Raw genomic sequence first — 22,142 nt, forward strand, 5'->3', positions numbered from 1 at the left:
GAGAAATATTGCCTGACAATATACTGAGAATTTGACAGTGTTATTTCTTTCGCCGTACTAAATGCCTGAGATTCTTCTACTTAGGACATTGATAATTAATTCATATTCATTGAGTAAAGGATTTTTTCGTCTAAAATCGTCTTGAATCGTCTCATTTTAAAAAATATAAATCGTACATTTACGTCTCAAATCGTCTCATGAATACGCAAATTCATACTGTTATTTTTAGTCCAGCGAACTGGATGGAACTTGCTCAGCAATTAAGCCAACTAGACCGTTTTGATGCTCAATGGCAGGCAATAGAGCGAAGAGAAAAAGCTACTCTAAAAGAGTTGAAGTCGATTGCTACTGTGCGAAGCGTAGGTGCTTCAACTCGCATAGAGGGTTCCCGTTTATCTGACCAGGAAGTCGCCGTTTTAATAGAAAACCTGGATATTAACAAGCTCTCAGAAAGGGATCAACAGGAGGTGGCAGGCTATTATGAAACCCTCAATTTAATAGGGGAATCTTACCAGGATATTCCTGTAACTGAAAGCAGCCTCAAACAATTGCATAATTTCTTAATGAAATACAGCAGCAAAGACAACTACCATAAAGGAGATTATAAAATCAACACCAATCGTGTCGAACAAACAGAAGTGGACGGCACCAAGACACCGATTTTTGAGCCAGCTCTCCCAGGGTGGGCAACCCAGGATGCAATGGGTCAGCTCATCGCTTGGTACAACAATGATACCAGTACCCACGCTCTGATAAGGGTGGCAATCTTTGTTTATGAGTTCCTGAGCATACACCCATTTCAGGACGGCAATGGCCGCTTAAGCAGGCTATTAACAACACTTTTGTTGATGAAAAATGGTTATATATGGATTGAATATGTGAGTTTCGAACATGAAATAGAACATAGAAAAAAGGAATATTATCTCAGGCTTATGGAGGCGCAAAGAAACAGACCAGGGGAAGATGTAACGGAATGGGTAATTTTTTTCTTAGACTGCCTGAAAAATATCCAAGGGCTTTTGATGCAAAAATTAAAAGACAAAGAAAATAGGGAACATATAGGTATAGGCATGAGGGAATTAAATGTCTATACCCTCGTCGAAAATAATCCTGGAATTAGCAGTGGAGATATTGCAAAACGATTAGATATCCCGAATTCTACAGTTAAAAGAATATTAACCGATCTCGTAAGTGCGCGTAATTTAGTTGTTCACGGTGCAGGTAGAGGTACGCGGTATAGCATCGCGGTGACGGATCTAATAAAACGGGATGTGGCAATAGTTCTAACCAACGACCAACGAATTAAAGAATATACACTACCACAGGCAGGTGCATTTATCCGAATAAAAAAAATTGTGCTGACACCAAAATTTGACTGGAAACATCCGAATGAATGGAGCACAAAGTTATATCAGAATGGGCTTTATATCATTGTTCATGCTGTAACAAGTAAAGGAGTGTCGTTTAGCCAACCTTATTCAATAGCTGGATTTAATGATCCCAACTATTACCAACCTGTATTCATTGTAAATCCTAATATTGTCCTTCTTGAACAGCTTGGAAGTATTGGCAATAATAGTATGTTCAAAATCGACTATCCTATAAAATGCAGCATTGAGTTGTCTGGCAGTGTTGAAAGGTTTGATTTCGATGTAATGTTAGTTACTGATCAGGCCTAGAGCCGCAATTCCTGCCAAAAAAATATCGAACAGTGATCGGCCACATCTAACCAACCCCATTATCTCCTTGGCTCTGGTTTCTACCGGCAATAGAAAAAAATACTACTAGAAGTATTAAGAACAGATATATAATAATCCTTGGCAGCAAATTCCATTCGTAAAACCAACCCATCCATTCATGGACGGGAAGCTTAAATATAGATTCCCCAAAAGCCAAAATTCCGGCAATTGCTGCGTAGATCACTGATAGGATGTTTGTTTGCTTTTTTGAAATATTTTTCGTCGCAAAAATTGTTACAAAAATCAAAACGGCCAAGAGTATAAAGAACACGTCCAGATTTCTTTGACCAGGGTGAAGGAAATTGATGTAATTGTCCGAATAAGTTCTGAGGATGACCTCTGCAATCATTAGTAGACCGATTTTTGAATAACTGTTGATGATATTATTCAGAGGCACCTTAAACTGTGGAGCGTTATGAAGGTCCCAGTAGGCGATAACGGATGTCATCATTAAAAATAAAATGAGGCCCCCAAAAACTGTTCCGATGGCCGACTCGAGGTAATTGAAGCTCATAAAAGGGGTCATGTAAGCCGGAAAACCACAACAGACTGATTTTACTTTGTTGAGATATTCAGTCTTCATTCGAACTATCTTCATCGAATCAGCATTACTTGTAGTCGAGTCGAAAATCTTATCTCTAAGAACTATTATTTCCGTTCTCGTAATGGAGTCTTTGATATCATGAGGCATTATATAAGTTTGATCTTTTTGATTCTTATGCAGATTGCAATGGGAATCAATTTCATTTGCTATTAATGCTATGGCTAAAACAGCTAGGATGCCTACAATCCACTTTAATTGGATCTTTCTATTCTCGGAAAGTGCATGGTAAATGACCTTGAAATCTGGCAGGCTTCTGGTAAATTCTACGAAAGCAAACGGCAGTAAAATCAAATGAAAGATCGTTTTGCCAGGATCGTTTGCTGCGTAAGTTAGCGCGTGGGAAAACCCAACTAAATCCCAACTAAGGCAAAATTCCGTTATCGCAATTAGAACCAGAGCCATGACCACTACTTTTGTTGTCATACTTTTGGACTTGATAAAAGAAATGATATTCATAGTAATTTTTGGGTTGTTAGGAACGTAAGTAACTCACTTGCGAAGAACTGAGGCCGCTCATTGTGTATGGAATGGCCGGTGTCGGCTCTGATCTATCCACCGGAAAGCCAGGACGATTGATGCGGCCAAAGATAAAAAGGAAGGTGCTCCTAATGAATCCTGCAAGGCTTAACATGGTCGAAAGGTTTCGGGGATGCCAGAAGATACGAATTTCCGAAAATGCTAATACACCGTTTTTTCACCCATTTTGCATGAGAATCGTAATTGCCAGAGTGAAAGAAAAGTACCATTACCGTTTAGGAGATAAACACAAAAAACCCGACTATCGTCGGAGCCTTGTGACCCGGGCAGGATTAGCTCCGCTGATCCCAGGACTTCGTCGGAGCTTCGTCCCTCGCTCCTCCTCGTTCGTAACCTTCGCTTCGCTCGGTTATCCCTCTGAAGGCCTTACCCAAGCCCATCCCGCTTTAGCGGGATGGGGCTGTTTCATTTATCCGCTCCGGCGAACAAATTCATCACCTTACCAAGCTGGCGGCCTGGCTATCGCCAGGGGGGCTGCGTGACCCGGATTGGACACTTCTCGAACCGCTTCTTGGCCGATTTGAGGTTGATTCCTGATCTAATTGCTTGATTCCTAACATGATTTTTATAAAATGAACTATTGATTTTGAAGTGAAGCTAAATGTCTTAAATTTGTACTCAAATAAGTACTTAATATGCAAGTTGTCAACTATACAGAATTCAGGAATAACCTTGCCGAAAATCTTAATATGGTGAATGACAACAGTGAAGTCGTCATCGTGTCAAGAAGCAAGGGGAAGAATGTGGTGGTTATGTCCCTCGAAGAATACAACTCGATTCAGGAAACACTGCACTTGGTGAGCAGCAAGGCCAATCAAAAAAGATTGGATGAAGCCATCGAGGAAATGCGCTCAGGGAAATCTGCGAAACACAAGTTAATTGAAGATTAATGGAATTGGCTTGGCAGACCCATGCATGGGAAGATTATCTCTATTGGCAGGAAACGGACAAGAAGGTTCTTCAAAAGATCAATGAACTGATCAAAGACTGCCTGAGAAATCCCTTCAAAGGCATCGGAAAGCCGGAGCCTTTGAAGGGCCAGTACAAGGGATTTTGGAGCCGTAGAATAACTGATGAGCATAGGTTGGTTTATGCAGTGAAGGATAAACAATTGCACATTCTTCAGTGTCGGTTTCACTACGATGCCTGAGTAATCTGCAACAGTTCATGTTGCATAGCCGTGCTATGAGATTTGGTCATTACGCTGTACATTTATGCATTGTTCTATGCGATATTATCTCCCCTACTCCTGGCTATTGCCTTTTCTTATGGCTGCAAAAAGGATGTCCATGCCCCAGCACCGGCCGCGCCCGTCCCGCTGCATGCCTTTACTGTCCGCTTGGTGGACACTACCACAACCGGTGCTACGATTACGTGGACCTCTGCTGGAGACAGTACTGGCAAAGGTGTCCAATACACGATCATCCTTGACTCCTCTATTGGCATCAAGAAATTTATGGCCGGTCTCAAGGCTTATGTCGAAGCGAAATAACTGTCTTATGTCATACAGCGAAAAATTAGCGGAACTGATCTGCCGGATAGACCCCACACTGCATAAGCAGGCGATCGCGCGAAAAGGCTGCTAATGGTCATCAGCCACAAAAAGCTTGACCTGTGGGGCAGAACGCTGATTGAAACGATCAGCATTAAACCTCCTTACCGTCTGTCGGTAAAATTTCCACAGCAGGCCTGCTTCATTTACTATAAAAGGGGTAAGACCCTGATCAACTCGCCTACTGAACAGGTAGAGGTCAGAAGCGATGAGTCGGTAATATTGAATTGCGGGACATATTTTGCCAACCTGCTCGAATATCCCGATGGCGATTTCTACGAAATACTGGTCTTTCATCTCCATTCGGAAATGCTCCAAAAATTATACCGGCAGGAATTTCCGACCTTTCTGAAAAAGGATGTTGGGAGTCCATTCATGCAAAAGATCGCCTCGCAGGAGGTAATAAAGAAGTTCGTGGAGAACCTCTATTTCTATTTCGAGAACCCCGCTCTTATAAACGATGATATCCTCGAGCTAAAGGTAAAGGAGCTCATACTTATTCTGTTGCAAACCAGAAATGCAACCTCGATAAAAGAATTATTGCAAGGCTTATTTACGCCTCATGAGGTGAGTCTGAAAGAAATTGTCCAACGGCATTTATATTCAAATACCTCGGTTAAGGACCTGGCTGAACTTTCCAATATGACCCTGGCTACGTTCAACCGGAGGTTTTATGCGCTATTCGATGATACTCCCGCAAATTACATCAAGCTAAAGAGATTGGAAAGGGCAAAGGAATTGCTTCAGGTAAGCACGTTGAGCATCAGCGAGATTGCCTTTCAAACAGGTTTCAACGACGTTCCGCATTTCTCAAGATCATTTAAGCAGCAATTCGGGATTACGCCTGCTTCCTCCCGCCAACCGGACAAGAAACAACGATCGCGCTGAGTGAATTGTTCAACGAATTGAAATTTTTAGGCAAGGTCGTTAGGGGCCGCCGCATCAACTTTGTTTCCAATAGAAAAAGAAAGCAATGAAATCAAAAATCGAGCCGTCCGCTTTCGGCGATTGGGCGTTGATCACGGGAGCGTCTTCGGGCATTGGCGAAGGGTTTGCCCGTCGACTGGCGGCGGAGGGATTTAACCTGGTTTTGGTAGCAAGAAGGAAAGAATTGCTTTTCGAACTGGGCGGGAAGCTTTCATCCCGGTACGATATTCAATGCCAGGCAATTCAGGCGGACCTGACAAGGAAAGAGGGTATTGATTCAGTGATAGAGAGCACCGGCAACCTGGAGGTCGGACTGTTGATCTCAAACGCCGGCACAGGTAATGTTGCCCGATTCTTCGATCGGGCCCCAGAAGACCTTACTGAACGGATCCACCTCAACGCTACCTCGCATTTGTTGCTTACCCATCATTTTGGCCAAAAAATGGCGTTGCGGAAAAAAGGGGGCATACTGCTGACAGGGGCAATGGGGGCAGTGGAGGGCGTGCCCTATATGGCAACCGAGGCGGCAACCAAAGGCTTCATCCAGGCATTGGGCAAGAGTCTGCATGCGGAATTCAAGGAGTTCGGCATTCATATCACGGTGTTGGTTACAACACCCACCGAGACACCTATTTTTTATAAGCTCGGATTTTCCCTTCAAAATACTCCTGTAAAACCGCTCAGTGTGGAGCAGTGTGTAGCCGAAGCGCTGAATGCTTTAGCAAAGAACAAGATGCTGGTTTATCCAGGGCTCAAATTCAGGGTGATGCGGGCGCTTATTCCGGAACCATTGAGCCGGAAAATGTCCGCCAGAATACTAAAGAGGAACAACAACATTTTATGAAGCGTAACTGGGTTTATATCCTCACGACTACATTAGTGGCGCTAATGTCTTTTGTTACAGGCTTAGGCAATTTGATCCCTTTTCCACATATCGAAGCCGATCTTCATCACCTGGGCTATCCGTCTTATTTCAGGATCATACTTGGCACATGGAAGGTGATTGGTGCAATTGTGATTGCCATTCCCCGAAAACTCTGGATCAAAGACTTAGCTTATATGGGTATTTTGCTGGACCTCTCCGGTGCTGCTGCCTCCCGATGGGCGGTTGGCGATGGCGCAACAAAGGTGATCGTTCCACTCATCATTTCGATTTTGACTACCGTTTCGTGGTGGAATTTCAGGATGCGGCTAAGCAATTGAGAGGATTACCTCGGGCGATCCCTCTACCCCTCTGAAGGCATTACCCAACGACCCCTCAGCAGAGCTGAGGGGTCGTTGTGACCCGGATTGGGCACTTTTCAAACCATTTCTTGGGGGATTTGAGGCCGGTCGCTGGGCTAAGTGCCTGAAAATCTGTTCTGCTAATAGCTGTGCTGCATAGAATTTGTTGAACAGATCGTGTAGTCATCGCCACCATTTAAACAGTGGTTATACAGAAAACTGAAATACAAGCGGAAAATTGGGTGTTTTTCACGTTGCATTATTTGGGGATATACTTTAGATTTCTATTGAAGGGATGGGGGCGTTGTTTCTGCCAGATTTTGGGACTTTCATCTTCAAATTAGTCGTTATCAATCGAATGACTCCGTAAAATTTTTGTTATGAAAAGCGCATTTGTACTCTTGGTGTCGGTTGCTTGCCTTCATCTTCATGGCCAAATCATTCCAAATTCAGGTGTTCCATCAGAAGGCAGTATTATCTGGTTTCAAACCTGGGGATTTTTTATATTCTTTTCCGGACCTACTCCGAATTGGCTGCAAGAGCAAAAAGCATTTCCAACCAGCATTGCGTTATACGAGACGCCCGGGAATCCTGTGAATGTAGTGTTGGATTATACGAAGCAACAATTTAAATTTTATGTAGGCCAAACTACAACCGGCCCACCCGATCATACCAACACGGTTCTACATTTTATTGGAAATGACGGAGAGCCCTATTCCATTACTTTTTTAGCCTTTGTCGGGCAATAAGCCATGATGAACTCCTGGTATTTTGCTCCTTCCAACCAACCTGCGACCATGCCATGAAACAGACGCTTCCTATTGACACCTTGATCAGACTCGTATCGTTTTTGGGGTCTACCTTGATCTTTCTCAGTATTCTCCAGTCCTATATCTTTTACGCAACATTCAATATCAGGATCACGAACTACATCTCTTTTAGCGAGGCGATACTCCTTTTTTTGAATGAGATCGCTTTGCTGGTATTGTATTTCTTTTTGCTCGTTGCCGGCTTCTATCTGACCTACCTGATATTTCAGTTATTCAGTCCTCGGATCCAGCCTATTGATATTTTCGTACCGGACCAGAACTCAGCCCTTGCTCACAAATTTTTCAGTCTATTGGTCATTCTTTACCCAATTTCATATCTACTCTACGCAGTTATTCTCAACATCAGGAATCACTGGACTGAAAAGTACTTTCTTTTTTGGCTGATCAACCTCTCATTCGTTGAAGTTATGTTAATAGTTGGTGTGATCTCCTTATGGAAAAAGGTCCACCGCTATAAACCCTTCATTCAAAAAAGGGTATTTACCTATTTATTATTCATGGCCGTCATGTTCTTTTATATATGGTCGTTGGATCGGCAACTTTTCCTATTCCACAGGAATAAGATCAATAAACCGGTGATCGGCTGGCTGAAGGATAAGCGGTTTCCGCTAACGAACGATACCATCCAGTATCTCGGATCGACCGGTAAATATGTGTTTTGCTACGACCTGAAAGGGGGCAGATCGATCATCGTCAATGTTTCCCAGTTCGATCGAATCGAATTCGGGTCTTATAAAGATCTTCCTGGTATTAGTGTATTCGATATGCTTTATCATTGAGTTGCCGGATCGACTCCGCCGTTTTCCGTCTCAATTTATCGGGTGGTCAACGGCAACCCCGAGAACGTCCTTCAGCAGAATACATTGCTTTCAATCGGAACGGCACCTGGGGATTACACCGTCGATCTATCCGGCTCGAAACTCTACTATGTTGGTGGCAGTTTTTCATTTCGTCCGATTGTTCAAATTTCAATTTGGTCGAGAATTGGTTTTATTGCGTCCAATTGTTCCAATGTTGTAGCCGTTGATTCTGTGATACAAAATCCAACGACATTATGATGCTTTTTTATTTTTTCAATGAGATGAGCAACATCCGAAACTAAAAAACCATTACTTGTTGTCGGAAACATTGAAAACTCAAATTCGGATTTATCTAAAACGTCTAAGTCGAGATGAATATAAACATTTTTGAAATTTTCAATTTTATTTTGAATGTCTGCATATTGACAATTTGTAATAGTTGTCATATTATGCCTTGAAATGTATTCTTTTTCAGGTTCGTCTAAATCCCTTAACCCCACGTAACATATTTGTTCGGGATTAAGTTTTGAAAAGAGTAAATCAATAAATTTTTCATTCCCTTCTCCTAAAAGTGTCCGTAATGGCATTCCGTGAAATGCCTTACTTGGCGAACTGTCAGGTGTATTTAAGTCTGCGTGGGCATCAATATAAACTATACAGATGTCCTCTTGGTACATTTTATTGAGATAGGAAATAGGTACAATTTCTATTCCACAGTCGCCACCGATAGTTGATACCTTATTAAGTTTGCTGTCAGCAAGAATTTGTCTGAAAAGGCTTGTTTGTTCTAAAATTGGCTCGTAACATTTTATGTTGTCTATGGTCGTTAATTTCTTGGCAGAGAGCGGAATTGTTGTTTTGTCAAAGTTATTGAAATATAAACTAAGCGTTTCCGCTCCAAATTTCAACTCATCTGTCAAACCCGAACCTTGCCATTGAGGGTTAATGAAAATCATAATAATTTGTTACGGTTTTTTTGTATCCGTCCGACCAAATACATATTTTTTTAGATATTTTTTTGGTATCGCGACCCCGTTTGAAGCCGTTGTCCACAGGACACTCGCGATCCACCATCGCGAGTCAAAAAACACCAACTGATAAGTATTGATGCCTCTTTCCTCCTTGTCCTCTGAATCCTTCCCATAGAAACTCTGAAAAACCGTAGCAATTCCATTGTATTGGTTAATCACGCTACCGGTTTCATATTCTAGGTATCCATTCTCATAATACTCGTCATGCAATAGTTGGATGAATTCGGTCAGCGATACCGTTTCAACAGCCTTCGGCATTGAGTCATTAGGGTGATTTAAGCAAGTGAACGTGGCAGTCGACAAAAATAAATTACTGAGCGCATTCCAGTCCCTGATTTTACCCTTCTCGCCGGAGAGTATATCGAGCATTTTGTTAACAATGCCGCTAATCGATTTTACTGCAATGCTGTCGGGCGTTGTCCTAACCTGTGCAGCAACTGCAATGGAGACAAAAAAAGAAAAAGCGAGTATAAAATGCTTCATCGGTAATTCGTTGGGAGATGGTATAAGATACGAAAAGTCTGGCTATAATTATTCTGCCGGGCAATAACACGTTATTAGTTTCAAGAATATGTGGACGAGGTCCGCGCGTTAACTCTTAAATCGATGTGGGAGCAGATCCTGTATTTTGTTGATGGGATTATTTGAAGGGGTTTCTGAAATAGAGGTAAAGCCGGAGATAATCCTTAATTTACGGGCGTGGACCTACTTATTCAAACGATTAGGAATTACATCCCCTTTTCACCGGCGGACGAGGCGGTCGCACAGCGACTGTTTCATCGAAAAGAATATAAAAAAGGGGCGCATTTGCTCGCCGGGGGAGAAATATGCCGCAATATCATCTTCATAGAATCCGGCCTCGTTCGATACTATCTAGATAAGGACGGTGAGGACCAAACCAATTATTTCAATAAGGAAGGTGAATTTGTATGTGTCTATACGAGTTTTTTGCCGCAGAGTCCTTCCGGGATCAGCATACAGGCATTGGAAGACTGTGTAGCATGGCTGATAAGCTTTGACGGCATCCAGCAGTTCTATAAGGAGGTGGAATACGGCGAACGATTTGGCCGTCTGGCCATCGAAGCCGTTTATTTAAATGCCATTGCCCAGATAGCCTCTTTGTACACCGATACTCCCGAAATACGTTACAAGAACTTTTTGCGCAATTATCCCGCCATCGTCCAACGCGTCCCGCAATACTATATTGCCTCGTATGTAGGTGTAAAGCCGCAATCGTTGAGCCGCATCCGAAAGCGCCTTGCCGGGGCCAAATAGTTAACCTGGGTGCATGAAAAAGACGAGAGGCTTGTAGAATTTTGTGTTGTCAAAAAAATGACGACACATCATGAACACTCTTCGACTCTTACAATCCCTGGTGGTTATCCATCTCACAGGACTTACTCTGATGGCCGGAACATCCGCCGTCAGCTTCCTCGCCTTTAAAAAGCTTTCGAACTCTCTGGATGAAGACCAGGCCGCCGTCAAATATTACTTTAAAAAGCTATTGGGCTTATCCGGCCTCCTGCCGTTGGGTGCGATATTATTGATCTCATCAGGAGTGGGCCTCCTTCTCATCACTCACACCTATGGCCAGCTGTGGTTCCAGCTCAAAATGGGGGTGGTTGTGGCTTTGATCTCGAATGGCTTCCTGTTCGGCGCCCGCCAGGAGGTGAAAATAAAGCAGATTCTTGATGCGCCGGAAAGCCAGATCCATCTGCAACTCCGCCAGCCCCTCGTCCGTCTTCGTATCTTTTATGCCATTCAGCTGACATTGTTCCTGCTGGCCATCATATTAACCGTAACGAAGCCAGGCTGATCCTTTTAAAACGCTCTAGGGGTAAACAGCTTCCACTGTCCCTCAGAGACGACTTCAACAGTACCATCGGTCACTTTAATGGCTGTCTGATCATCAATCGCATATGACGGCACGGGTATCGTTGCAGCCAACTTTTCCAGGCTGGCCAGGGAATTCTCCGGAAACCATTCATGATCCAGATGCGGATGTAGCGCAAAATCAACCAATCCCAGCGATTTATTGCTTTCCGCTGGCAGAATATGACCACCGTAGGTAGTTCCAAAACGGGTCATTATCATACTTCCGGCGCTTAAGCCAACGTAGACCGTCTTGAGCAGCAGCGATGGCAAAAGGTCTGCCAGTCCGGACTGCTGCATCCAATAGCACAGATACTGGCAATCGCCTCCTCCTACCAACAAGACGTCAGTCTTCTGAAGCATGGGAAGCCAAAGCTCTTGTTTGATGCTGGGCAGCACAGTGAGTTCTAGTACTCCCAAAGACTTCCAACCTAATTCACAGAAAGGGTCACCTAATGATCCACAAATGACTCTTCGTGCTATGTCCCCGCCGCCGGGCAAGGCGTATATTGCGGTGGGAACGAAAAGAGCGGTCGCCTCGTCAATCGGTTTGCCCAGTAAGTCAACCAGTGCGTTGCGAATACTCGCGTTGCTGATGCCTGCTGAAGTGAGAAGAATCTTCATATTTTTTTCTTTGACTATATTGTCGCCCCGAATACCAGTTCTTCACCAAACCGGAGTCGTTATCGTACTTTTCTCATGTGATCGCATTTAAGGTTTTGATCATCATCTTCCTTCAAAACTAGAACATCCTTTTAAGCACGAAAAGCCTTCACTGCGACAATCTTAGGGTAAAAAGCGACATTTGAGGCTGGCCGCTGAGCTGAGTGCCTGATAATCTTCAACAAGCCAGCTCCGCGCCGTGTTTCTTTCTAGCACATTCTTAACAGCATCGACCTCAAGGGGTAAGGTTGGCCAAGATCCTTTTCAAACGTACGTTCTCCTCCTCCAGTTCCTTCACGCGCTTCACCTCATTGGCTTCCATCCATGGGCGATTTTCGCGGAGCAATTCAGGGTGATTATAACTTTATTTATATATGCAATTTTATTAAATTTGATGAAGGACGAATGGATCTTTAAAAAGGGATTTTATGCCAAAATCGCTCTTACAACAAAGCCGGGAAGCTGCGGCAGATGGCCGGTGGAATGAAGCGCGCGATTTGCTGAAGCAACAACTTGAGGAAAGCCCTTCAGCTGAGGCACTCGAAGAAATCGCAAGCACCTGTTGGTGGCTGAACGATTTTAATGAAGTCTTTCATTATCGTCTCGAAGCCTACGAGGCTTTCGTTCAAGTCAGTGATATAAAAGGCGCTGCACGGAATGCCTGCTGGCTGGGGATGGACTACCTGCAAATAAAAGGCGAATTGGCTATCGCAAACGGCTGGTTACAAAGAGCTACCAATTTATTAAGCAAAGCCGGAGAGTGTTGGGAACTTGCATTTATCACCCTTCTTAAAGCAAGAATATGTTTTATGCAGCATCCGACCAACGATGCTGCTTTGCAGCTTGTGGAAGAAAGTCTTTCCATTAGCAAACGGGTGGGCAGCATAGAAGGTGAAATGATGGCTACCGGCGTCAAGGGTTTAATACTGACCACCGAGGGAAAGATACGGGAAGCAATGAGTTACCTTGACGAAGCAACCTTACTGGCTACTACGGGTAAGGTAAAGGATTTTGCAATTGCAGGTATTACTTGCTGCATTCTCATTGAAGCTTGTAAGAGTATCCGTGATCTTGAAAGAGCCGGGCAATGGTGCCGCCAGCTAAAAGAGATGGCCCACCGCTGGCACTGCGATATGTTGTTCTCATCTTGTCGTATACAATATGCATCCGTACTTATCTGGAAAGGCGAATGGGAAGCGGCTGAACAGGAATTGATGATTGTGGCCGGGGAAGTTGAACATTTACACCCGACACATGCCAGCATGCTCCTGGTGCAGCTGGCCGAGTTGCGACGAAAGCAAGGTAGATGGATCGAGGCTAATGACTTACTTCAGCAAGCGCAGGTTCCTTTCATCAAGTTGCTTACGTGTGCAGCCTTTGCGTACGATCAGGGAGAGCTGGAAATGGCGGGAGATTTAGTGCTACGCTATCTCCGGCAGATTCCCAGTAAAGCCAAGATCAGTAAAGTAGCTGCACTGGAATTGCTAATACGCATCTATTCAAAGCAACGGAGAATAGAAGATGCCACAAACGTCGTTAATGAATTCGAAGAAATCACTGCAATTATCAATACTGAACCCGTCAAAGCTTCCTTGCTTGTTTGCCGCGGAATAGGGCAGGACGCATGTGGGGACGCCGCGGCGGCAAGACAATATTTTGAAGATGCAATTGATATTTACGATACCATTGGCGTTCCGTTTGAATCAGCCGCTACCCGGATTCTTCTCTCCGAAGTATTGATCAGCCAGAAACAATATCGGAATGCTGAATCGGAATTGATTACCGCGCTGAAAGTCTTCCAAAGGATGGGCGCAGAAAAGCACACTGAAAAAATAAAGCAGCTGCTCAAAACCGCTCGCAGGCAACAGGTGCTTGAACAAAGACATGAAGTGCCGGAATTTACAGGCAGGGAATTAGAAATCCTTCGTTTGATCTCGGAAGGGAGAAATAACAAGGCGATAGCTCAACAACTTTTTCTCAGCGTCCGCACGGTGGAAAAACACCTTGCCAATCTTTATCTTAAAATGGGCGTTTATGGAAAATCAGCCAGGGCTTTTGCCGCTTCCTATGCCGTGAAGAAAAACCTATTCATATCCTGAGATCACAAAATATACGTAGTCGGTAATAAAAATTACGTAGTACCGCTGTTTTCCGGTTTAGTACTTCCTTCTAATTTACATTACAAAATCAAAGGGTTATGGAAAAAACAAAGCGGTATACCGTCATTGTTATTGGCGGCGGCCAGGCCGGCCTTTGCACAGGCTATTATCTTGCCCAGGCAGGCATATCGTTCCTAATTTTAGATGCCGGGGAATGTATCGGTGATACCTGGCGTAAAAGGTGGGACTCGCTCCGACTGTTTTCCTATGGCCGGTTTAATGCGCTGCCGGGGCTTCCCTTTCCTGCTTCCAAATATCACTTTCCTACCAAAGATGAAATGGCCGATTACCTGGAGCAATATGCAAAGCATTTTCAATTGCCCGTGAAGCTGAGATCAAAGGTTGATGCCTTGAGGCGCGAAGGGAAAACATATAAAATAAAATGCGGTGAAGAATTTTATGAGGCGGACCATGTGGTGGTAGCCATGTCGAATTATCAGTATCCTAAGATCCCTCCATTTGCCAGCGAACTGGATGCGACGGTCGTCCAGCTACATTCTTCCGCCTATGAAAATTCTTTGCAACTGCAGCCAGGTCCTGTGCTGATCGTGGGAGCTGGAAATTCAGGTGCAGAAATTGCCTTGGATGTTTGCAATCGTCACATCGTATTATTAGCGGGGCGCGACACAGGGCATGTCCCCTTTAATATTGATAATCGCAATGTTCAACGATTTATTATACCTATCGTGTTTCGTTTGATATTTCACCGGTTGCTTACCACCAGTACAATTATCGGTAGGAAAGTAAAACCCAAAGTCGTTTCAATGGGTGCGCCGCTTATACGACAAAAACCCGGAAATCTTCTGCGCGCGGGTATCAAAAGATTGCCTCGTTTGAAAGGTATAAAAGATGGAAGACCGGAACTGGAGAACGGCGAAGTATTGGATGTAAAAAATGTGATTTGGTGCACCGGATTCCACCCTGGTTTTTCCTGGATCCATTTTCCTATATTTAAAGATGGAGAACCGCTACACGAGCGAGGTGTGGTTTCAAACGAGCCGGGACTATATTTTGTGGGCCTGCATTTTCTTTTTGCATTTTCTTCACCTATGATTCAAGGCGTTGGCCGCGATGCAAAATATGTGGTAGAATTTATAAGGAGACGGGTTATGATGCCGCATTCGGCGCCGCAAAGCCGGGGAATTGCTGACACGACAAGCCGACCGATTTATGAACCTGGATCGTAATAGTCATTCCACCGTTACGGTTATCGAAGAATGGCATTTCTGGTCGCCGATGAAATTACCCGGGAACCCTCGAAACTGCAAATTGGAGTACGACACCTCCACACGATATTCACCGGTTGGCAGCTGTGCGGTCTCGCATTCGAGGAGAACGCCATAGCTGTAGCCCGGGTCGATTGCCACATAGCTTGCCTTGTGGGATATCTCGAGTTTCGGCGCAAACTTTGGTAACTGCGTTTCGTAAACAATAGCGCCTTTACTATCCCTCACCTTAACCTGCATGAAGGCGCCGAGCGGCTTTAGCGACCGTGGCACGTAAATCGAGGTTGCCACAGTGAGTGGGTTGTGTAGACTGACATGAAGTACCAACGGATGGGTAGTCACGATCGCTACGAAACACTCCATATTTGGGACCTCCTGGCTTACCATTTCTTAGCGGTGGCGTAAGACTTGACCCGTGCTGCGAGATCAACGGCACCGACTGAGCCAGCCACGTAGGGTGGATCACCTGGTGAATCACCCAGCGCGTTGTAAGCCCTCCGTGCCTCCACCATCCCACGGTCAAAGATCTTATTCACTTTTGGCTCGAGGATCTTTTCGGCTGCCGAAGCATCGGCCGCGCCAGCAAAGGGCACGCCTTCCTTCTCGATGTCATTCTCCGCCTTGACTAACTCCTTCTTGACCGAACCTTGCCATTCCGTATTCCAGTGGTAACGCTCGTGGAGGATCGTACGTCGATAGGCAGCCCAATCACCAGCGACGCCGTTCTTGTGGGACTCCAAGTCGTGGACGACATCTTTCCAGTTGGCCTTCGTGACATTGCTCAAATCGCCGGAATCGTCGTTGGGACTAGGCGCTGGATAATGATCTGCAGTAAAGTAAACAAAATTGATCCGGCCCTTGCCTTCAACCCCTTTGAGCTGGTAGCGCCACATACTCGCTTTGCCATCTACTGCGGCGGCGCCAGTGAATGTAGGCGTATCGACATCGGTGGTAGCCGGGTCGCTGTTCGAACGCGGCCCCTCTTTCTCGGTTACAGTGAACTTGGGCACTATGTGCTGGCCAGGCTTCCAGAGGGGCCCGGCTGGTGGAGGCGGTGGAAGCGGTGGATTCACCGGCGGTGCCGGCGCTGGGGATGAGGCATCCATCCTTGTAGCCGGAAGAGTGTCGCTTTCGAGGTCGATCGCAGCCCCCGCATCCACTGCCGCAGGTTTTGTGCCCCCATCAATGAGCTTCTCCGCGCCACCGGCAAGCTTTCCTTCGGCCTTCATTGCGACAGGAGGATGTACGGAAATTCGGCCATAATCGAACCCAAAGCGAGGCAATGTTGGTGCGATCATTTCAGCTTTGGATTCTTCAACGGTTGATTTTATCCGATCACCCTTCCCATAGTGCACCTGAAGAGGTATTGTAGATTTGGCAGATGTAGTCCACTGAGCTGCCGTTGGTTTGTGTGCAAATGCCATCACTGTCAATTTACTTTTATTCGATCAGGTAGAGGTGGCCGCCAGGTATGCGGGTCAGATTACCTTTTTTGTCTACAGCAAGGACGGATACTACAGTGTCCAATGTATTGGGTGTGGATACTACCAGGTCCATGAGTTTCTGCACTTTCGAGATGCCTTCGTAGGCTTAATTGACATTGACACAAAGTTCAAAATACTTCGTGAACCATTGCCTCTGCGCTTTATCTGCATTGTATTCAGAAAGCTATTTATTTGCCAGGTAATTTCGGGTAAACCCGGATTTTTTTAGGGGGGATCTTTGGCAAAATTGCTCGATGGTCGTCTATGACTGAAGATACGCTATAGGCCTAACAAAAAAAACCGTAAAATCACCCTTTTTTGAAAAAATATTTTCGAGGCGACCCAGCCGGTTTTTTTGCGCTGTGCAATTCACAATTCTCTCGTTTCACTGCCTTCCAAACAGCTCGATTAAAGTCAGTAAATATCAATCATATACGTCGTGGTGCTTCTTATTTCTTCACTTACCCATCACCGATATATCAACCGATCTGCACACACTATCTGTGCAAAAACCAAAAAAGCACCTGGAAACATTTTTCTAAGTGCCTGATCTTTAAGTGACCCGGGCGGGATTAGCTCCGCTGCTGCCGGGGAAATGTTAGAAAGCCGCTACACGGACCAACTATCAGCAATTGCCCAATTTTTGCGAAATTTGCCGCCAGGGTGCCAACGAGGTTAACCGTTCAATATACGCCAAATCATCATACAAGACTTTTCACTATAAAACAAGGAGTTTAACATGAAAATCATTCCTGTTTTTAAAGTACGGGATATGCGGTCTGCATTGGTACATTATACTCAAGTGCTTGACTTTGTAATGACAGATCCGGAGGATACGGTGGATTCATTCGTAGTTGACCTGGGCAACGGAGACGCCTGTTTCCAGTTAACGGTTCACGAGGGTGATTATCTCTTTGGATCAGTAGCCAACGTGTGGGTGGAGGATGTAGACGCGCTTTTTGCAAAATACAAGCAGCGAGGATTGGACACGTCGGGCAGAGAAGCATCACCAGTACACCAGGGGCCTATTAACCAGAGCTGGGGCCGTCGTGAATTCTATGTAACCGATGCTGACCGCAATACACTTCGATTTGTGATGAGGATCAAATGAAATTGTGATCAAACAGACTTGATGCAGGGGCAAAAACAAAATGGTTGTACATCTACAAGGTTCGCTATGAAAACGTTATATTTATCTCATAATGAAGCTTCTTATCAGGCTGTCATACGTACAATTTTGGATGGTTCAGGGCATTCCCTGGATCATCATGTTGATCATTGTCCTTTTGGGCCTTTCCAGAATGCCATCGGATCCGATGCCTTATGTGCTATTTCTAACATTAAGAGCTGCGGGGATCTGTGCTTTCTTAAAAGCAATAATCTATTGCGGATGGTGGTGGGGGTTCGTCACGGCGGCAGAGGATAAGTTTCCCGAAATCGTAGGCCAGAAAGTACATCGGATCAAATTGTGGATAGGATTACTTTTTTTCTGCTTTATAGTAGTTTCGTTTGCGTTTTTTTTAATTGGATACTCTATCTTCTGGAATATCGCACCGTAGGTATTGCCGTCATTGGAATGCTCTTCATCCTGGTCTTCTGCTGTGGGTTTGCCCTGAGGTCATTCCTGATCAAGACTTTGCGAGCAATCGCCACAAAGCGAAATGAGACGATCAATGAGTTCAATTTCTCCTTTTTGAACCCTTTTGGGGGATGGGCAATGCAAAAAATGGTGTCTTCTGTCTTTAGGGATGGGTAAAGCCTATCAAAGGTTACAAACAGGAGTGTTGATGAATTACGGAATGGAAGGTTCGAGATTAAGGCTGTCCAACGTTGCGATTCTAATAGAGCATGATTTTGGGCATCTTCTGAAAAAGCCTTCAAATCCAGTGATTTGAAGGCTTCGTGACCCGGATTGGACACTTTTCAAACCGTTTTCTATATGATTTAAGGTTAATCGTAGATCTAAGTGATTGATAATCCCGCTCCTGGAACTTCCTCGCGCGGTCACTTTGTTAAACTTTTGAGTTTGGCTCCTCCGTAAAATAGAACTAACCAATTAGATCAAGGTTTTGAGTTGGAAAGAATATAAGCAATCGGTTTGCGCTCAGGACCCGAAAATAATTCGCTGATCATTCGCTGCGGAGGGATTTCACTGGGTTAGCGAGGGCCGCTCGGATCGTCTGGAAGCTCACGGTGACCAGCGCGATTAGGATGGCGGCCGCAGCCGCCGCGGCAAAGATCCACCAGCTGATGCCGGTCCTATAGGCAAAACTCCGCAGCCACTGGTTCATGGCCCACCAAGCGACGGGAAAGGCGATAATAGCAGCGATCCCCACCAGCTGCAGGAAATCGCGGCTTAGCAGGGCCACGATACCGCCGACATTTGCTCCCAGCACCTTGCGGATGCCGATCTCCTTCATCCGCTGCTCGGCCGCATAGGTCACCAGGCCGAACAGCCCGAGACAGGCGATAAGGATGGCGAAGACGGCAAAGGTGACAAAGAGCCGGCCCGTCTGCGACTCGCTCTTGTAAATGTTGTTGAAGTCGTTGTCCAGAAAGGTATAGCTAAAAGGCGCCCCGTTCGCAATGCGTCGCCAGCCGGCCTCCACCTCCTGTACCAGCGCAGGGATGACACCGCCTTGAAAGCGGATGGACAGGCTGCCGCGGTTGTCGGCGAGGTTCATGATCATGGGCTGTACTTTTTCATGCATCGAGGTGAAGTTAAAATCCTTTACAACACCGATGACATGGTATTCGTCGAGCTTATAGGCGCCGGTGGAGTCCTTCGCGCCGGGGACATAAAGTTTTTGGTTGAGCGGGTCCTTAAAGCCCAGCATCTGTGCCGCCGCTTCATTGAGGATGATGCCCATCGAGTCCGCGCGGTATTCGGCGGGGGTAAAATTCCTGCCCGTGACCATGTGCATGCCCAGCGTGGGGATATAGTGTTCGTCGACAAACAAATTGGTCAGGAGCACCATATTCCCGGGGGCCATGTTCCGTTCGCGGTACCAGGCATTCTGACTGTAGTTGCCCGGATTGGTGGGGAGATTGTTGGTGAGGGTTGCATCGACCACGCCGCTAAGCTTTAGCAGGTCCTGGCGGAACGGCCTTACAGCGTCGCCAGCCAAATAGGCATTTTGCACGACCAGCACCTGGTCACGGTTAAAGCCGATATCCCGGTTGCGGATGTAGGTGAGCTGACGATAGATGACAAGCGTCCCGATGATCAGCCCGATGGAGATAAAGAACTGAAAGACGACCAGGCTGCTGCGCAGCCAGCTGGCCTTGAAACCGGCGGCGATCTTGCCTTTGAGGACCAGGATCGGCCGGAAGGATGAAAGATAGAACGCGGGATAGCTGCCGGCGAGGAAACCCACCGTCAGGACCAGCCCCACCATCAGGGGCAGGATGCGCGAAGAGTAGAGCATCCCCGCGTCCAGCTGTTTACCCGAGAGTTGGTTGAACATGGGCAGGAGCGCAACGGCGATGCCCATCGCAAGCAGCCCCGAGAAAAAGCTGAGCAGCACCGACTCCGTAAGGAACTGGAAAATGAGATGTCCCTTGGTGGAGCCGGCCACCTTGCGGATGCCTACTTCCTTTGCGCGATTGGCGGAGCGGGCAGTGCTGAGGTTCATAAAATTCACGCAGGCGATGGCCAGGATGAGGATCGCGATAAACAAAAAGACGTACACATAAACGATATTGCCGTTGGGTTCGAATTCGGCAATCTTGTTGGAATGAAGATGGATATCCCTCAGCGGCATCAGGAGGTACCGAATATGCGCTCCCTGCCGATCCATGTCCTGCATGGATTGGTGCAGCTCGGTCTGCATTGCTTTGCCGATATAAGTGTTGACCGTGACATTCACGCGGCTTTGGAGGAAGCTACTGCTGTAGCCCGGTCTGGCAAGAATGTAGCTGATACAGTTCTGGCCGAGCCAATAATCGCCAATGCCGGCCTCGCGCATCGGGCGGATAAGGCTGAAATGGAAATGCGACTGGCGGGGCATATCCTGGAAGACGCCGGTGATCTTGCAAATGGTGTGGTTTTCCAGTTCCAGGCTCTTGCCGACTACATTCCCCGGGGCATTGGATCCATCGAAATATTTTCTGGCTGTACTCTCGTCGATAACCAGCGAGTTGGGTTCATTCAGCGCCGTATTCGGATCGCCGGCAAGCATCCGGACGGTGAAGACCTTGAAAAAGGTGGAATCGGCGAAGACGTAATGGTGTTCCTGGACATAATTGTTGCCCTTTCTAACCATGACATCCCCGGCATAGCTGAGCCGGACAAACTGTTCGAACTGCGGATTGTCATGGATCAGGGAAGGGGCCAGGGGTTTTGGCCCATCTGCCCCCAGGTATCCCGTATGGTTGTAAAAGATGTCCGCGTCAAGGCGATAGATGCGATCCGCGTTGACATTGTAGCGGTCATAGCCCAACTCGTCAGTGACATACAGGACGATCAGGAGACAAACGGCGAGCCCGGACGACAGCCCGATGACGTTGATGGCGGTAAAGCCCTTGCTTTTCCTGAGGCTGCGGAAGGCGATCTTGAGATAGTTGCGGAACATGGAGTGGTCGGTTTTTGTGACGAGTATGGCGGCCAGATCATCAAGGTGATCCCAAAAGAGCGCCGGATTTGTAAAGTCTTGAAGACCACCCGTCTATCGAGGGCGGCGAGAGACCATGATGTCCGGTTTCGATACAGTAGTCGTGCATGAACGAACAAGTTCGCACAACTACATTTGTGCGAGGCATTTGTGACCCGGGCGGGATTAGCTCCGCTGATCCCTATACCCTTGCAAGGGCCTGATTGTCAAAGGTGAGAAGTCTCGGTTTATGAGATTGATGTTAAACAACCAGCTGAAATCATTTCAATCCATGGGTGAACCCAAAAGCTCCATTCCATGTTTCTTAAAAAGTTCCTTTGATTGTTCTTCAGTAGGATTTGTCATACCACGTGCTTCCTTAAAAAATTCTTCGATAGAGCCAGCGGGTTGATAGGTCAATAGTAATCTCCCCTCACCTTCGCTGGTTAACGCAAATGCATGAGGAATTCCTCGTGGTCCGAACAAAGTGTCCCCTTCTTTTAAATAGAATGTTTCATCACCTACCTTAAAGTTAAATTCTCCTTTTAAGACGAAAAACCATTCGTCCTGTGAGTAATGTAAATGAAGGCGAGGTCCTCCCTTTTTAACTCTTGTAGTATCAAAAATACAAAGTTGGCCATCTGTATCCTTAGCAGATACTTTAAGAAGAAAGTGATTACCCCGATATACAAAATCGTCATTAAAACGATCTTTTCCTGCCTCAACCTTAAAGGGTTTTGAAAGTCGAAAATATCTGATTTCTCTTGCGAAAGTTGCTATATGCGAACCAATTAGGGAAGTCAGAATAAACGTGCTCCTTTTCATCGCGGTCAGTTTGTATTTTTTTGAAAAAGATTTAATTTAGACCCCTATAAATATATAATATAAAACCAGTTTATGCA

22 protein-coding genes are annotated in these 22,142 nt (G+C 45.9%); 14 read left to right on the top strand and 8 right to left on the bottom strand.

Annotation, left to right across the window (positions count from 1 at the left end):
- The first annotated feature begins 197 nt into the window (after positions 1-197).
- Positions 198-1,679 (top strand): Fic family protein, encoded by a 1,482-nt coding sequence (locus IEY39_RS09860; protein ID WP_188930990.1) that lies wholly within the window; start codon positions 198-200, stop codon positions 1,677-1,679.
- 46 nt (positions 1,680-1,725) lie between these two features.
- Here the strand turns inward: IEY39_RS09860 and IEY39_RS09865 are convergent, their stop codons facing one another.
- On the bottom strand, positions 1,726-2,799 hold the full coding sequence (locus IEY39_RS09865) for a hypothetical protein (RefSeq protein ID WP_229688854.1): 1,074 nt from the start codon (positions 2,797-2,799) through the stop codon (positions 1,726-1,728).
- Between the two features lie 716 nt (positions 2,800-3,515).
- Between IEY39_RS09865 and IEY39_RS09870 the strand changes: the two genes are divergently transcribed.
- From IEY39_RS09870 to IEY39_RS09905, 8 genes are all read left to right on the top strand, one after another.
- Positions 3,516-3,770 (top strand): type II toxin-antitoxin system Phd/YefM family antitoxin, encoded by a 255-nt coding sequence (locus tag IEY39_RS09870; RefSeq protein WP_188930992.1) that lies wholly within the window; start codon positions 3,516-3,518, stop codon positions 3,768-3,770.
- The gene (locus IEY39_RS09875; RefSeq protein WP_188930993.1) at positions 3,770-4,030 is read left to right on the top strand and encodes a Txe/YoeB family addiction module toxin; all 261 of its coding nucleotides are present in this window, start codon (positions 3,770-3,772) and stop codon (positions 4,028-4,030) included. Before IEY39_RS09870 ends, IEY39_RS09875 begins: the two co-directional genes overlap by 1 nt.
- Positions 4,031-4,072: 42 nt before the next feature.
- Positions 4,073-4,372 (top strand): hypothetical protein, encoded by a 300-nt coding sequence (locus IEY39_RS09880; protein ID WP_188930995.1) that lies wholly within the window; start codon positions 4,073-4,075, stop codon positions 4,370-4,372.
- 93 nt (positions 4,373-4,465) lie between these two features.
- A complete protein-coding gene (locus tag IEY39_RS09885) occupies positions 4,466-5,320 on the top strand; it encodes a helix-turn-helix domain-containing protein (protein WP_188930997.1) in 855 nt (284 codons plus the stop codon).
- 85 nt (positions 5,321-5,405) lie between these two features.
- Entirely contained in the window at positions 5,406-6,203 is a 798-nt protein-coding gene (locus IEY39_RS09890; protein WP_188930998.1) for an SDR family NAD(P)-dependent oxidoreductase, read from the top strand.
- A complete protein-coding gene (locus IEY39_RS09895) occupies positions 6,200-6,562 on the top strand; it encodes a DoxX family protein (protein ID WP_188930999.1) in 363 nt (120 codons plus the stop codon). The genes IEY39_RS09890 and IEY39_RS09895 overlap by 4 nt, the downstream gene beginning before the upstream one ends.
- Before the next feature lie 401 nt (positions 6,563-6,963).
- Positions 6,964-7,332 carry a hypothetical protein gene (locus IEY39_RS09900; protein WP_188931000.1) on the top strand — a complete coding sequence of 123 codons (369 nt, stop codon included), beginning with the start codon at positions 6,964-6,966 and terminating at the stop codon, positions 7,330-7,332.
- 488 nt (positions 7,333-7,820) lie between these two features.
- Positions 7,821-8,192 carry a hypothetical protein gene (locus IEY39_RS09905; protein ID WP_188931001.1) on the top strand — a complete coding sequence of 124 codons (372 nt, stop codon included), beginning with the start codon at positions 7,821-7,823 and terminating at the stop codon, positions 8,190-8,192.
- 182 nt (positions 8,193-8,374) lie between these two features.
- Here the strand turns inward: IEY39_RS09905 and IEY39_RS09910 are convergent, their stop codons facing one another.
- Both IEY39_RS09910 and IEY39_RS09915 read right to left on the bottom strand, forming a co-directional pair.
- A complete protein-coding gene (locus IEY39_RS09910; RefSeq protein WP_188931002.1) occupies positions 8,375-9,169 on the bottom strand; it encodes an arginase family protein in 795 nt (264 codons plus the stop codon).
- A gap of 9 nt (positions 9,170-9,178) precedes the next feature.
- A complete protein-coding gene (locus tag IEY39_RS09915) occupies positions 9,179-9,727 on the bottom strand; it encodes a hypothetical protein (RefSeq protein WP_188931004.1) in 549 nt (182 codons plus the stop codon).
- 216 nt (positions 9,728-9,943) lie between these two features.
- Between IEY39_RS09915 and IEY39_RS09920 the strand changes: the two genes are divergently transcribed.
- Complete coding sequence (locus IEY39_RS09920) at positions 9,944-10,519, top strand: Crp/Fnr family transcriptional regulator (protein WP_188931005.1); 576 nt, start codon at positions 9,944-9,946, stop codon at positions 10,517-10,519.
- Between the two features lie 70 nt (positions 10,520-10,589).
- Positions 10,590-11,060 (top strand): hypothetical protein, encoded by a 471-nt coding sequence (locus IEY39_RS09925; protein ID WP_188931006.1) that lies wholly within the window; start codon positions 10,590-10,592, stop codon positions 11,058-11,060.
- Positions 11,061-11,065: 5 nt separating this feature from the next.
- Here the strand turns inward: IEY39_RS09925 and IEY39_RS09930 are convergent, their stop codons facing one another.
- Entirely contained in the window at positions 11,066-11,740 is a 675-nt protein-coding gene (locus tag IEY39_RS09930; RefSeq protein WP_188931007.1) for a Type 1 glutamine amidotransferase-like domain-containing protein, read from the bottom strand.
- A 467-nt stretch (positions 11,741-12,207) separates the two neighbouring features.
- Between IEY39_RS09930 and IEY39_RS09935 the strand changes: the two genes are divergently transcribed.
- Both IEY39_RS09935 and IEY39_RS09940 read left to right on the top strand, forming a co-directional pair.
- On the top strand, positions 12,208-13,878 hold the full coding sequence (locus tag IEY39_RS09935; protein ID WP_188931008.1) for a LuxR C-terminal-related transcriptional regulator: 1,671 nt from the start codon (positions 12,208-12,210) through the stop codon (positions 13,876-13,878).
- Between the two features lie 98 nt (positions 13,879-13,976).
- Complete coding sequence (locus IEY39_RS09940; protein WP_188931009.1) at positions 13,977-15,125, top strand: flavin-containing monooxygenase; 1,149 nt, start codon at positions 13,977-13,979, stop codon at positions 15,123-15,125.
- A 3-nt stretch (positions 15,126-15,128) separates the two neighbouring features.
- Here IEY39_RS09940 and IEY39_RS09945 read toward each other — a convergent pair whose 3' ends face one another.
- Together IEY39_RS09945 and IEY39_RS09950 are read right to left on the bottom strand one after the other, a co-directional pair.
- Positions 15,129-15,455, bottom strand: a complete 327-nt coding sequence (locus IEY39_RS09945) for a hypothetical protein (protein WP_188931010.1) — start codon at positions 15,453-15,455, stop codon at positions 15,129-15,131.
- A gap of 89 nt (positions 15,456-15,544) precedes the next feature.
- Positions 15,545-16,588 (bottom strand): hypothetical protein, encoded by a 1,044-nt coding sequence (locus IEY39_RS09950; RefSeq protein ID WP_188931011.1) that lies wholly within the window; start codon positions 16,586-16,588, stop codon positions 15,545-15,547.
- 799 nt (positions 16,589-17,387) lie between these two features.
- On the opposite strand from IEY39_RS09950, the gene IEY39_RS09955 reads away from it, so the two are divergent.
- Entirely contained in the window at positions 17,388-17,759 is a 372-nt protein-coding gene (locus IEY39_RS09955; RefSeq protein WP_188931013.1) for a VOC family protein, read from the top strand.
- Between the two features lie 1,018 nt (positions 17,760-18,777).
- On the opposite strand, the gene IEY39_RS09960 is transcribed toward IEY39_RS09955, so the two are convergent.
- On the bottom strand, positions 18,778-21,222 hold the full coding sequence (locus IEY39_RS09960) for an ABC transporter permease (protein ID WP_188931014.1): 2,445 nt from the start codon (positions 21,220-21,222) through the stop codon (positions 18,778-18,780).
- Positions 21,223-21,525: 303 nt separating this feature from the next.
- Positions 21,526-22,065 carry a cupin domain-containing protein gene (locus IEY39_RS09965; protein WP_188931015.1) on the bottom strand — a complete coding sequence of 180 codons (540 nt, stop codon included), beginning with the start codon at positions 22,063-22,065 and terminating at the stop codon, positions 21,526-21,528.
- Positions 22,066-22,142: the final 77 nt, after the last annotated feature.

Origin of the sequence: Puia dinghuensis, from assembly GCF_014642875.1 — a bacterium.
Classification (GTDB): Bacteria; Bacteroidota; Bacteroidia; order Chitinophagales; family Chitinophagaceae; genus Puia; species Puia dinghuensis.

Coding starts and splice junctions, on each gene's coding strand:
- IEY39_RS09935 (WP_188931008.1), top strand. CDS start 12,208: ATGCCAAAATCGCTCTTACAACAAAGCCGGGAAGCTGCGGCAGATGGC.
- IEY39_RS09860 (WP_188930990.1), top strand. CDS start 198: ATGAATACGCAAATTCATACTGTTATTTTTAGTCCAGCGAACTGGATG.
- IEY39_RS09905 (WP_188931001.1), top strand. CDS start 7,821: ATGTTAATAGTTGGTGTGATCTCCTTATGGAAAAAGGTCCACCGCTAT.
- IEY39_RS09950 (WP_188931011.1), bottom strand. CDS start 16,588: ATGGCATTTGCACACAAACCAACGGCAGCTCAGTGGACTACATCTGCC.
- IEY39_RS09875 (WP_188930993.1), top strand. CDS start 3,770: ATGGAATTGGCTTGGCAGACCCATGCATGGGAAGATTATCTCTATTGG.
- IEY39_RS09895 (WP_188930999.1), top strand. CDS start 6,200: ATGAAGCGTAACTGGGTTTATATCCTCACGACTACATTAGTGGCGCTA.
- IEY39_RS09915 (WP_188931004.1), bottom strand. CDS start 9,727: ATGAAGCATTTTATACTCGCTTTTTCTTTTTTTGTCTCCATTGCAGTT.
- IEY39_RS09910 (WP_188931002.1), bottom strand. CDS start 9,169: ATGATTTTCATTAACCCTCAATGGCAAGGTTCGGGTTTGACAGATGAG.
- IEY39_RS09965 (WP_188931015.1), bottom strand. CDS start 22,065: ATGAAAAGGAGCACGTTTATTCTGACTTCCCTAATTGGTTCGCATATA.
- IEY39_RS09885 (WP_188930997.1), top strand. CDS start 4,466: ATGGTCATCAGCCACAAAAAGCTTGACCTGTGGGGCAGAACGCTGATT.
- IEY39_RS09870 (WP_188930992.1), top strand. CDS start 3,516: ATGCAAGTTGTCAACTATACAGAATTCAGGAATAACCTTGCCGAAAAT.
- IEY39_RS09960 (WP_188931014.1), bottom strand. CDS start 21,222: ATGTTCCGCAACTATCTCAAGATCGCCTTCCGCAGCCTCAGGAAAAGC.
- IEY39_RS09940 (WP_188931009.1), top strand. CDS start 13,977: ATGGAAAAAACAAAGCGGTATACCGTCATTGTTATTGGCGGCGGCCAG.
- IEY39_RS09925 (WP_188931006.1), top strand. CDS start 10,590: ATGAACACTCTTCGACTCTTACAATCCCTGGTGGTTATCCATCTCACA.
- IEY39_RS09955 (WP_188931013.1), top strand. CDS start 17,388: ATGAAAATCATTCCTGTTTTTAAAGTACGGGATATGCGGTCTGCATTG.
- IEY39_RS09865 (WP_229688854.1), bottom strand. CDS start 2,799: ATGAATATCATTTCTTTTATCAAGTCCAAAAGTATGACAACAAAAGTA.
- IEY39_RS09900 (WP_188931000.1), top strand. CDS start 6,964: ATGAAAAGCGCATTTGTACTCTTGGTGTCGGTTGCTTGCCTTCATCTT.
- IEY39_RS09890 (WP_188930998.1), top strand. CDS start 5,406: ATGAAATCAAAAATCGAGCCGTCCGCTTTCGGCGATTGGGCGTTGATC.
- IEY39_RS09930 (WP_188931007.1), bottom strand. CDS start 11,740: ATGAAGATTCTTCTCACTTCAGCAGGCATCAGCAACGCGAGTATTCGC.